This window comes from Lacinutrix mariniflava (genome assembly GCF_001418015.1).
GTDB classification, from domain to species: domain Bacteria; phylum Bacteroidota; class Bacteroidia; order Flavobacteriales; family Flavobacteriaceae; genus Lacinutrix; species Lacinutrix mariniflava.
The window spans coordinates 921882-934354 of the sequence record NZ_LIQG01000026.1 but is presented as its reverse complement, the minus strand read 5'-3'; the positions used below and the strand labels follow the sequence as shown (position 1 = coordinate 934354).

Below are 12473 nucleotides of genomic sequence, written 5' to 3'. Positions count from 1 at the left end.
AATTTGGTTATCTTAAAATCCTTAAAAAAATATGTCTTTAATTATTGAAAAAGCCGAAATGTTTGTTCTAGAACTTTTTAAAGAACAACTTCCAAACACTTTTATTTATCACGATTTTACGCACACCAAACGCGTGTATAAAAGTACAAAAGAAATAATTGAAAATTCTGAAATTAATGTTAATGAGGAAGAAATATTATTGTTAGCAGCTTTATTCCATGATACAGGCTATATTAAAACCAGAGAAGGACACGAGGAAGAAAGCGTTAAAATTGCTACAGCATTTTTAACCACTGAAAAAATTGACCAAGATATAATTGATGCCGTAAACGAATGTATTATGGCCACAAAGTTTAAAGAGGTGCCAAACTCTAAATTAGGAGAAATTATTCGTGATGCAGATTCTTCTCACTTTGCTAAAAAATATTTTAATGAAGCAAGCGAATTCCTAAGAAAAGAATACGAAGTACAAGGCATTAAAACATATACAGCAAAAGAGTGGAGAGCCGAAAACATTGAAGTTTTAACTGAAAAACACCGTTACTATTCGCCTTACGCCATAAAAAATTGGCAACCTGAGAAAGACAAGAACATCGCTAAACTGATGAAGAAAAAGAAGAAGAATAAATTTAAAGATAATAAAGAAAAACTAAAAGCAAAGTACAAGGCACAATACAAGAACGAAAGTCCGGAACGCGCAATACAATCTTTTTATAGAACAACTTTAAAAAACCACATCAAACTAAGTGACATTGCAGATACAAAAGCCAATATTCTTTTATCTGTAAATGCCATTATTATTTCTGTTGTTTTAGCAAATTTAATTTCAAAATTAGATACTAATCCTTACCTAACATGGCCAACGGTAATTTTTACTTTATTTAGTGTTATCTCTATGGTAATGTCTATAATTGCGACACGACCGAATGTAACGAGTGGTCAATTTACTAAGGAAGATGTTATAAATAAAGAGGTTAATTTAACCTTTTTTGGTAATTTCCATAAAATGGAACTAAAGGAATTTGAATGGGCTATTAACGAAATGCTTAAGGATAAAGATTACGTTTACAGCGCTTTAACAAAAGATTTATACTTTTTAGGAAAAGTTTTGGAGCGTAAGTATAAAATATTAAGAGTCACTTACACCATATTTATGATTGGTATTATTGCGTCTCTAATTGCTTTTGGAATCGCTGTGAAAAATAATCCTGGAGTTAATTTAGACGATGTATTAGACACTAGTTCTCAAATACAATCGACTCAGTCTAATGCTGTTAATAAAGATACTTTTTTAGTTAATTTTTAATCTCGCTCATTAAATCTTCGTAGGTGTAAAACTCCTTTTTATTAGATTCTTTTTGATACAGAATATTAACGCGTAACGCTTTTAAACCAGTTACACCTTGTAAATCTTCAAGCTCTAAAATCTCAACCTCATCACCTAATTTATGCTTAGATTGCAAGAAGTTTATATATTGTAAATACTCAATTTCATCCTGCTTTTGGGAGTAAACTATAGCTAATTTCCCTTTTACTGTTACACGTTCTGTTGTACCTTTTATATTGGCTTTATCTACGCGTTTTTTAACGACCTCGTATCTTGCATTATAAGTTCCGTCTACATCAAAATGCTTTTCGTCTGTTCTAAATCTAATGGATAATGGTTGATTAAAAACTAAAATCATAGAAGCAACATCTAAAGCAAGTGGATATTTATGTTGTTTGTTATAAAAAGCTCTTTCCATTTCCAACATTACTTGAACTTGCCATAAACGTAAGTTGTATAGATAAATTTCGCTAAAAGAATCCTCTTTTGTTATAGACTCTCCAATGTACATATTGTGCTCTACTCCATCTGTTTTAAAACGTTCGAAAAAGTGAGGATACATTGCCTGTGCTTCAACTTGCTTTTTATCTAATAAAGACGACATGTTTTTATTAATTAAAGCTATAGTATCGTCATAGTTTTTACGATAGAAATAAATAACATCCAAATCTTCGTCTATCTTACTGTAATAATCTTCAATTTCTTCTGATAAATACGTTTTTGATTTTAATTGAAATTTAAAAAGTGTTTCAATTTCATACTTAAAAAACTTAGTAATTTTTTGTTCGCTATCAACTTTAAAATCGTCTTTTAATGCTTTTTTATAAGTTTTAATTTGAAATAAGAGTTGCTCGAAAATAGGCAGCTTCTCAACTTTAAAACCAGATTTAATTATCCTTTCCACCATTTTAAGCTGAAGTGATAAGTCTTTTTGAGTCGCGTTATTTCTAGCTTCAGATGATCCTTTTACATCTATTTGACCAAACAAAGGATACACATTAGCAAAGCTTATTTTATTAAATGTTGGGTTATCTCCTCCATCATATTCCTCTTGCATAAACTTTCTTGCAGCACTTTCAAATTTCCATTTAACACTTGGATGGATGGATGTACACTCTCGTTGAATAATGGCCTGTATCAGGTTTTCTTCATCTCTTTTAGAGCGTTTTACAGCAGATAATATAAACGGCATCACATCTGCCAACTTATTAGAATTAATGCTATTTAAAGCTTTTGGTGTTCTAGAAACTAGTTCTAAAACAGCTAATAACTCACCGTTCTCTGCTATTGGAGCAAAAATAGCACTTTTTAAACCTTGCTCTTTTAAAACTTTTACTTGAGCAGACATGCCTTTAGATAACTTAAAACTCTTATCAACATCTGATATCGCTAAATTAGTTTTCTCTTTTAAAATCTTATCATAACTGTAATGACAAAATAAATTTTCGCACTTAAATTCTTCTTTAGCCTTTAACAAATAACTATTTATACTAGAATCGTGAACCTTCATCAAGGTGTCTTCTGCTTTATTATATATAGAAAAACCGACATCTAAATCTGTTATATTTAATAACGAACGAAATACCTTTTGGAAATCTCCCATAAAGCCTTCGTTCTTATGCTTATTATTTCCTATTAAAGTGGTTTTAATATTAGATATTGATTGATCGTCTGTAACATCAAAAATATTGGAGATTACAAATCCTTTGGAGATATAACTATTTGGTGGGAATTTTTCTTTCCAAAGTCCTATGTTATCAAAGTTATCTAATAACTCATCAAAATCTTCTTCTGTTAATTTTGGCGCTTTATCCGTGGCTATAATTTCCATAAAATCTGCATTATACAAGATTTTATAAATTCTTATAATACCATTAGCATCTGGAATTTCATAATATAATGGTCGCTTAAAATTAGTGTTATAATTATAACAAAAATTCATAATAATAGTACAACTTAGAATATACCAATCGTTTTCTGGCATATTTTTAATTACTAATTCAAAATCTGGCCCAGCCGTTTTTATAATATTTTCAAAACGCTTTGATGCATTAAAAATAAAATTATGATAAGGTACACTTGCTGTCTTTATTTCGTTTAAACTTAAAACTTCACTAAAAGAATCTTGCAGTAAAATCTGAATTTCTTTTTCGTATTTTTTTAAAACTGATATTTCACTAAAACCATCTCTTAATACAGGAATAGACTCTTGTGTTTTTAAAACACGACGTGCTTTAGCGGCAATAAATTGATCATCGCTTTTAGCCAATTCCTCATAGCGCTCAATTAGCTTATTAAAACTAATTTGTAGCGAGAAAGGCAAATTTATGTTATCGTTAAGGTCTTTAATCATTGTTTTAAAATTATACAAAAATACGCTTTATAATGCTTAGTCGTATTTTCTTTAACAAAATGACGTCGTATTAAAACGAAAGAAACCAATCTCTAATTTGGTTAATAGATTAAAGTCACGAAGACTTAATACTTAAAATAGATTTTGACAGAAAAACAAGTCTTTAAATACGCTTTTGCTCTTTGGCAATCTGGGCACCATTCTGCGCCATAAAAATCTATAGTATTCATATATTTATTGTTTTAATTTTATTAAAATGCTAGACTTAGTAAAATATTTAATCTTCCGCCTTCGTCTGAACTAAAATAACCAAAGTTTGCCGTTGTAAAACCTGCAATATTAAAGAATACACCTCCACCTGGCGATGTATGCCACTCGCTAGAGTTATCATTATCTAACCAAACACGACCATAATCGAATCCACCATAAAACCCGTAAGAGATTGGAATAAATGCGTTTCTAATTTTCCCGAAAGACACTCTTAAATCTGAATTATGATAAAATGAATTTTTCCCGCTAAAACGCTCTTGTCTATAGCCTCTTAAACCATCACCATCACCAATTGATGCTGCTTGATGAAATTCGAATGCATTACTTAAATTAAGATGTCCCTTTAGTTTTGTTGCGTATACTAAAATCCCACGTTTATCTATCTTTTTTGTCAATCGAACTTCTGGGATTATGTATGCAAAACCCCTATCTTCATCAAAATTAGCTTTATAACCAGCAGTCAATTTAAATCCAATTCCTGATTTAGGCATCGCTGCATTATCAAAATTTTTATATTCGTAAGACGATTCTACACCAAAGAAATCTTGACCTTCGAAAACATTAGGGTTAACACCAGCTATTTCTATAAATCTTCCAGTCGTTTTTTCTGCCTCAATATTCTCATAGCTAACTCCTAGTTTTATAACGCTTCCATAATAACCTCTATATATAAGAGAAGGTGCAAATGATAGTGTTTGTAATCGTACTCTATTAAAGTCTAAATCTAAATCATCTTCAAAATTGGGTGTTTCATTTCCAAATCCGAAAAAATTATCAGTATAACTTGAAGACGAATATCCAGCTTCGATACCAAGGTTTATCTTTTCAAAAACATTTGCAAACTCTCCAGAATAAGTAACCTCTGCTCCTGATGTTTCTGTAATATAAGCAACACTTAAACTGTGTTTTGCCGTGAACGGATTGCGTTGTAATGAGTTTTTTGTATAGTTAATAGTGGCTCCTATTCTTAATCCATCGTCTGGGTTCGATGCTATAATGGGCAGTATGTTTCTTATGTCTCTGCGGTTCTTTTTAAAATAATACGTGTTTAAATCGTAGTCATCTGAAAGTGTCTTACTTACTGGTGTTTCAAAAGTATTTGGCTTTGATTTTTGATCGAATACACGAAGATTTCTCTTATTCTTAATACGATAGGTATCATTATTTTGACCACCAATTATCTTAATTTTCACGTATTTATTACTCTTACCATCAACTTCAAAAATATCTTCATCGTCTAAACCGTAAATCCATAACTCGTTAGTAATAGACTTATCGTAATCCACGTCCCAAAACTTATCGGCTTTCTCTCCTTTTTTAATACGGTAAATACTCACGTTTGTAATGCCTTCAGGTTTTCTGGTTATCACAAAATGGTCATCTTTATCTGTACCTGTTATAACTACACAAGAGCGAAGATATTCGTACATGCTTACCGCATTCTCTTCAACTTTAGAAATCCTACCCAATAAAGCCTTTTTAGTTCTTGCAACCTTTGCCTGATCAATTTCTTTAGGAAAATTACTAAAAGCCTTATCAATAACTTCTTGGCTTAAATTTTCTTTTATAAAGCGCGCTTCTCGCAACCAATCTTCTTGCGTGTGGTTTGCTAAAACTGCAAAATCGACATCATCACCAGCATCATTAAACCATCTAGTAGAATTATAAGTCCCATCGTAACGCTGCATAAATCGCATAGGCGGACTTAAAGCTGTTAAAGCACCTAGCATAAATCCATCAAAGTCTGAAAACACCTGATCTCTATCTCTCGGAATTGGTTCGTAAAGATCCGTTCCATCTTCTTGTTTTTGCACAGCCCAACGCCATTGGTCTGCATGCCTATCCCAATCTCCAACAATATTATCGAACAAACGGGTTCTAATATAGAGGCTTTCGTTAATAGCAATTTTATCTTTTCTACGAAGCTTCTCTAACAAATCTGTTGTACTTTCTATTTTATTAGTACCACCAAGGCTGGCTACATCTCCATGTCCATCTGTAATACGTTCTTCAATAAAATAAATTTTATCGCCATAAGCTTCATTATAGACATCTAAAGCTTTTTGCTTTGGGATATAATACATTTTTGTGTTGGCATGATAAATATTTAAAGCATCAGACATATCGCCTATGGTTAAACTCCCGTAAGGATTTGCTGTAGTCCAATAATCTTGTAATAGTTGAATAAAGTACGTATCCTCAACATCTGGCTCTAAATATTGTGTTTTGAACATAAAGTATTGTAAAAACCGCAATGCACTTTTTTTAGCAGAACGCATTGCAAATTCTCTCCCATCTTTTGTTTCAAGACGCAATGAGTTTGTTTGGTGTCCACCACCTTTTCTTATAATTGATAATCCACCATACAATGTATCTAAAAGAGCCGTTTTAACATTAATAGCCGTTGCATAGTCCTTTCTAAAATGTTCTCCCCAAAGTTTTTTATAAAAACCGGAGCGGTCTAATTCTTCAGGTTTGTATATAGAAGCTTCGATATATTGTGGTGTTTTTGTTTCATCATAGTCTGGAATTGAAACTGCTTTAGTTGGTGCTATAATTTCTGAAACAAATACAGGTGAAGTAAAATTATTTGAAGCACCATAAAAAGCCACCCACATAGAACCATCTTTATATTCTGTTATTTTTGTAAACCCATTTTCATTTAATGCTACTTTACTTTTTAAGCCTTTTTTCGCTTTCTCAATTTCACCACCTGCTCCACTTATAATTACGGGTATCTTTTTATCTACAATAAATTGCATATTCTGCTCGTGACCAGAAAGAAAAACTACGTTCGTAGATTGCTGCGCAATAGTTAATAAACGCTCACTATATTCTTTATAATACTTATTATTTAAATTTTGAGGATTGATACCAAATGACAACGCATTACCATATTTTCCGTAAGTAGCAATAGGATGATAAACGGCTATTAAAACAGTTTTTCCTTGACTTTTTACAATTTCGTGTTCTACTTCAACATAAAACTCTGTCTTGTTTTTTATATCGCAGTGATCATTAATATTTGGAATATTATCCCAATCTGATATTGCCCATTGCGAATCTAAAATCAATAGATCTATATCATCATTAATTTCTATTTTCTCAATAGGACAACCTTTTTCTGGTTGAAAAACATCCTTGTTATCGAAGATGCCTTCCAAATAATCCTCTTGTGCTTTTAAACCTTTTAATCCTGCTTTCCAATCTGAATATCCTGGAATAAAACGCATACGGTTCGAGAATGGCTTCAACACACCGGCATAACTATCTATATTTAGTTTACCTGCAGTCCTTTTTTCCGAAAAACCGTTGTTTGATGCATTGTTTCCCAATAACAATAGCGTAGCATCACTATCATTTTTCATAGCTTTGGAAAGCGCAGCTACAACACTATTATTTGCATTATTATTGGAAGTCCCAAGGTTTCCTGTAGCATAAAAAGAATGAGACTTTGCTTTATTTGGAAGCTCCTTCCCATTTTGGGCGTAAGCAAATCCGAAGACAAAAAGGGATAGTAACGAATTAATTAATACTTTATTCATGTGTTAGTTATTGGTTGTTATGGCTGTATCATTTATAAAATGATTGGTATTTGTAGTTTACAAAAAGACAAGATATAGGTAAGCTGTTTAGTTCTTTTCTTAAAAACTAATGTTGGGTTAAAATGTCTTTATTTTTATTTTATGTTTTTAATTTACGAATAATTTGTGTCGTTATTTCATTAGCATCATAAAAAAGTAATTCCTTTTTTCATTTAATGCATTACACTGAGCACTGTTTTTTATTGATGTGCTACTAAATTACTTCACGCCATAAGTGTTAACAGTTCTAACAATACAATAGACGTAATTAAATATTTTAACTAACAAAATGGAGCTTTCTTTATAAATAAAACACTAAAAACTAAAGTAAACGCAAATTTAGGGTGTGACAACTGAAGCTTAAAATGGCATTTTAGAGCATTCATTTAAAAAAAAGATAACCTTGAGAGTTAAGCCGCACCTATTAACAGCAAGAACATATTGTTAAAACAAAAAAAAGCTTCAGTATAAACTGAAGCTTTTTTACTCTGTACGGGCGGAGAGACTCGAACTCTCACACCTCGCGGCACTAGATCCTAAGTCTAGCGTGTCTACCAATTCCACCACGCCCGCAACTTATTCCGATAATTTTCGGATTGCAAATATAAACAATAGTTTGAATATTCATAACAACCGTAAAAGAAATTATACTCTTTTTTGTATTTTTACATAAACTCAATTATTTTTAATGAAAAACATAAAAACTTACGTGCAAGAAAACAAGCAACGTTTTCTAGACGAACTAATAGAATTATTAAAGATTCCATCAATAAGCGCCGACTCTGCTTATAAGGAACACACTATCCAAACAGCAGACGTTGTTGCAAAAAGCTTAACAGATGCCGGATGCGATGTTGTGGAAATTTGCGAAACAGAAGGTTACCCAATAATCTATGCTCATAAAATTATAGATAAAAACTTACCAACAGTTTTAGTTTACGGACATTACGATGTACAACCACCAGATCCATTAGAGTTATGGACCTCTCCACCATTCGAGCCTGTAATTAAAGCAACAAAATTACACCCAGAAGGTGCCATTTTCGCTCGTGGTGCTTGCGATGACAAAGGACAAATGTACATGCACGTTAAGGCCATGGAATACATGACAACACAAAACCAACTCCCATGCAACGTTAAGTTCATGATAGAAGGCGAAGAAGAAGTTGGTAGTGTAAACCTTGCAAAATTTGTAAAACAAAATCAAGACAAACTAAGTAACGACGTTATTTTAATTTCAGATACTGGAATGATTGCAAAAGACACACCGTCTATTACAACAGGATTACGTGGCCTTAGTTATGTAGAAGTAGAAGTTACAGGACCAAATAGAGATCTACACTCTGGTTTATATGGAGGCGCAGTAGCAAACCCAATAAACGTGTTAACTAAAATGATAGCTTCGCTTCACGACGAAAACAACCACATTACCATTCCTGGTTTTTACGATAATGTCGAAGAATTATCTTTAGACGAACGTGCACAAATGGCAAAAGCACCATTTTCTTTAGACGATTATAAAGCAGCATTAGATATAGACTCTGTATACGGCGAAGCGGGCTACACTACAAACGAGCGCAACTCTATCAGGCCAACCTTAGACGTTAACGGTATTTGGGGAGGCTACACAGGAGAAGGCGCAAAAACAGTAATAGCAAGTCAAGCTTTTGCAAAAATATCTATGCGTTTAGTACCAAATCAAGATTGGGAAAACATAACCGAGTTATTTAAAAACCATTTCGAAAGCATCGCTCCAAAAGGTGTAACCGTAAAAGTAACACCTCATCATGGTGGACAAGGTTACGTAACACCAATAGATAGCATTGGCTATAAAGCAGCAAGCAAGGCCTACGAAGACACTTTTGGTAAAACACCAATACCACAACGTAGTGGAGGAAGTATTCCTATTGTTGCTTTATTCGAGGAAGAATTAAAAAGTAAAACTATTTTAATGGGCTTTGGTCTAGATAGTGATGCTATTCACTCACCAGACGAACATTTTGGCGTATGGAATTACTTAAAAGGAATCGAAACCATTCCAGGATTTTATAAGCATTTTACAGCATTATCTAAGTAATATTTTTTTATGGTGTAACCACCTTTTGCTTTTAAGTAGCAAAAGGTGGTCGCGTCATCCGTTATATCTTTATTTTGCCATATATGGCAGCAAAATAAAGGATGCCACTTCTACCACTTACACAAACCAAGTGAAAAACCAACACTTAAAACACGTTTTAGAACTTACATTTGCTACTTTTTTAATAAGTACATCTGGTTCTTTAGGGCGTTTTATAGACATGCCAGCTCCAGTAACCATTTGGTGGCGAAGTGCATTAGCCATGTTATTACTACTCGCGTTTTGTAAGTACAAAAAAGTAAATCTTAAAATTCAATCTAAAAGAGATTTAGTCGCTTTTATATTTAGCGCCTTATTTATGGCCTCGCATTGGATTACCTATTTTATAGCCTTACAGCTTTCAAGTGTTGCCATAGGCATGCTTGCTTTATTTACTTTTCCAATAATGACCACCTTTTTAGAACCTCTATTCTCGAAAACAAAATTCGATTATATGCATCTTGTTTTGGGTGCCATGGTCACTTTAGGTATTTATATATTATCTCCAGAATTAGATTTTGAAAGTGACTCTGTAAAAGGTATTCTATTTGGTTTATTTTCAGCTTTTTGCTACGCCATGCGTATTTTAATACTAAAACAACATGTTACAAAATACAACGGAAGTAGTCTCATGTTTTTTCAATTACTAATCATAAGTATTCTTTTATCACCCGTCCTTTTCTTTTTAGACACCACAAATATTACCACACAATTTCCTTATGTAATAATTCTTGCATTAGTAACTACAGCATTAGGTCATACCTTATTTGTACAAAGTTTAAAACACTTTAAAGTAAGTACAGCAAGTATTATAGGTAGTACACAACCCATATTTGGTATTATTATAGCCTTTTTCTTTTTAAACGAAATCCCAACTTGGAACACCTTTTTTGGTGGTTTATTAATATTATCTACAGTAGTTATAGAAAGTTTACGATCCAGAAAAGCTTCATAAAAACCTTATTCTTTAACTATCTTTTGAGTTAGTACCTTTCCATCAACTTTTAAATTAACAAAATAAATACCGTTTGTTAGTGCAGATAATTTCACTTTAGTCAATCGTTCTTCAATAGATTGTTTTAAGACTACTTGACCATTTATATTAACAATTTTCAACTCTGCTTTACTAAATTGAGGTAATTCAATATTTAAAACAGTTTTTACAGGATTTGGAAATATTTTAAGACCATCTATACTAAAAGCTTCAACACCTAAAGTATTTACAGCAAAACACGTACTAATTTCTGTACAGCTACCAGTCGTAATTTCAACTTTATAATTACCATTAACCACCGGAGTATAACTTTGGTTAGTCGCACCAGCAATTACTGTTTCTGTATCGCAATTAGACCATTGATATGTAGCCGAAGATTGACTTGCAGTTAAAGTACTTGCATTTTGGGTCACCGTATTATCAATATTTAAAAGACCTCCTTTTGTAACCATATAACCTGTAATTAATTTAGCAAGCTCATGATAATAAGGAAAATTTAAAGTACTATAATCGTCACCAGAACTATGATAAAAAGGAGTCTGATCGTTAGTTTCCCAAGATTCGCCAACCAAAACAGCAGTATAACCTTGATTCCAAAAACGAGCATGATCACTAGCTGTAGTTCCAGGATTAACAACGTTTACATTTAATGTAAAACCATATGTTGGATTATTTAAAATAGAAACAATATCATCTTTCATTGCAATAGAGTTTCCAAAGTCTCTAACATCTATATCAAAATCGTTATCATTATTTCCATCATAACCCATCATATCAATATTTAAAACACCCAAGATATTATCACCATTAGCAGCAGCTTGAGTTGCATAATAATTAGAACCTACAAGCCCAATTTCTTCTTCATCCCAAAGCGCATAAACAATAGTATTATCTAAACATTGTGTAGATAGTAGTCGTGCAATCTCTAAAACGGCTGCTGTACCACTAGCATTATCATCGGCACAATAATCTGCAACCGAATCGTAATGCGCACAAACAATATAAATAGCATCTGGATTTGTTTTTCCTAATTGTGTAGCAATAACATTTCTGCGTCCGGCTTCTCCGTTAATTAATTGATTACTTACTGTTAGATTGTTTAAACCATCTAGTTTTTCGAATAAATAATCTGCTGCCAAATCATTATTAGATTGCACTCTATTTTGTATCGTAACAGAATTACCATTGACAATAGTAGTTTGTTCTCCAGTAAATTCTCGTAATGTTAATTGTAAAGAGTCTAAACTAACTTGATTAATAATCTCTGCAATACTTTGACCTGCGACCAAATACATCATGAAAAAACATGCTAAAAAACTAATTAAATTCTTGCTCATTACCTTTCTTTATTATCATTAAACACTACTCAAAGGTACTATTTTAAAATAAAAAAACAGCTCTACATTTGTAGAATAGAATTATTTACTCTACATTTGTAGAGAACAATCTAAACTTGTAGAACATGCAGCTTACAAAAACTGAAGAAGATTTAATGAATTACCTATGGAAACTTGAAACCGCTTTCATGAAAGATTTACTAGAATCATATCCAGAACCAAAGCCTGCAAACACAACCGTTGCTACACTTTTAAAACGCATGGCAGACAAAGGCTTTATTGGTTATACTAAGTTTGGAAACTCAAGACAATACCATCCATTGGTTAAAAAAAAGGATTATTTCTCTAAGCATGTTAACGGACTTATTAAAAACTTCTTTAACGATAGTAGTTCTCAATTCGCTTCATTTTTCACAAAAGAAACCAACCTTTCTAAACAGGAATTGCAGGAATTAAGAGCAATTATAGATACCGAAATTCAAAACAAATAAT

At 32.3% G+C, this 12473-nt stretch carries 7 protein-coding genes and 1 tRNA gene; 4 read left to right on the top strand and 4 right to left on the bottom strand.

The window, feature by feature from the left end; translation table 11 throughout:
• Positions 1 to 31: 31 nt before the first annotated feature.
• Complete coding sequence (locus ASC44_RS11150; RefSeq protein WP_055447674.1) at positions 32 to 1306, top strand: Pycsar system effector family protein; 1275 nt, start codon at positions 32 to 34, stop codon at positions 1304 to 1306.
• On the opposite strand, the gene ASC44_RS11145 is transcribed toward ASC44_RS11150, so the two are convergent.
• The 3 genes from ASC44_RS11145 to ASC44_RS11135 form a co-directional block, all read right to left on the bottom strand.
• Positions 1296 to 3680 carry a GAF domain-containing protein gene (locus ASC44_RS11145; protein ID WP_055447673.1) on the bottom strand — a complete coding sequence of 795 codons (2385 nt, stop codon included), beginning with the start codon at positions 3678 to 3680 and terminating at the stop codon, positions 1296 to 1298. The genes ASC44_RS11150 and ASC44_RS11145 overlap by 11 nt on opposite strands.
• A gap of 251 nt (positions 3681 to 3931) precedes the next feature.
• Positions 3932 to 7495, bottom strand: a complete 3564-nt coding sequence (locus tag ASC44_RS11140) for a ShlB/FhaC/HecB family hemolysin secretion/activation protein (protein WP_055447672.1) — start codon at positions 7493 to 7495, stop codon at positions 3932 to 3934.
• A gap of 530 nt (positions 7496 to 8025) precedes the next feature.
• Positions 8026 to 8107, bottom strand: a tRNA-Leu gene (locus ASC44_RS11135).
• A 115-nt stretch (positions 8108 to 8222) separates the two neighbouring features.
• Between ASC44_RS11135 and ASC44_RS11130 the strand changes: the two genes are divergently transcribed.
• Positions 8223 to 9611, top strand: a complete 1389-nt coding sequence (locus tag ASC44_RS11130; RefSeq protein WP_055447671.1) for a dipeptidase — start codon at positions 8223 to 8225, stop codon at positions 9609 to 9611.
• Between the two features lie 130 nt (positions 9612 to 9741).
• Complete coding sequence (locus ASC44_RS11125; RefSeq protein ID WP_055447952.1) at positions 9742 to 10605, top strand: DMT family transporter; 864 nt, start codon at positions 9742 to 9744, stop codon at positions 10603 to 10605.
• 5 nt (positions 10606 to 10610) lie between these two features.
• On the opposite strand, the gene ASC44_RS11120 is transcribed toward ASC44_RS11125, so the two are convergent.
• Positions 10611 to 11981: a M28 family peptidase gene (locus ASC44_RS11120; protein WP_083476280.1), complete on the bottom strand. Its 1371-nt coding sequence runs from the start codon at positions 11979 to 11981 to the stop codon at positions 10611 to 10613.
• 125 nt (positions 11982 to 12106) lie between these two features.
• Here ASC44_RS11120 and ASC44_RS11115 point away from each other — a divergent pair, with 125 nt between their 5' ends.
• Complete coding sequence (locus tag ASC44_RS11115) at positions 12107 to 12472, top strand: BlaI/MecI/CopY family transcriptional regulator (RefSeq protein WP_055447669.1); 366 nt, start codon at positions 12107 to 12109, stop codon at positions 12470 to 12472.
• The last annotated feature ends 1 nt before the right edge of the window (position 12473 follow it).

Coding starts and splice junctions, on each gene's coding strand:
- ASC44_RS11150 (WP_055447674.1), top strand. CDS start 32: ATGTCTTTAATTATTGAAAAAGCCGAAATGTTTGTTCTAGAACTTTTT.
- ASC44_RS11115 (WP_055447669.1), top strand. CDS start 12,107: ATGCAGCTTACAAAAACTGAAGAAGATTTAATGAATTACCTATGGAAA.
- ASC44_RS11130 (WP_055447671.1), top strand. CDS start 8,223: ATGAAAAACATAAAAACTTACGTGCAAGAAAACAAGCAACGTTTTCTA.
- ASC44_RS11120 (WP_083476280.1), bottom strand. CDS start 11,981: ATGAGCAAGAATTTAATTAGTTTTTTAGCATGTTTTTTCATGATGTAT.
- ASC44_RS11145 (WP_055447673.1), bottom strand. CDS start 3,680: ATGATTAAAGACCTTAACGATAACATAAATTTGCCTTTCTCGCTACAA.
- ASC44_RS11140 (WP_055447672.1), bottom strand. CDS start 7,495: ATGAATAAAGTATTAATTAATTCGTTACTATCCCTTTTTGTCTTCGGA.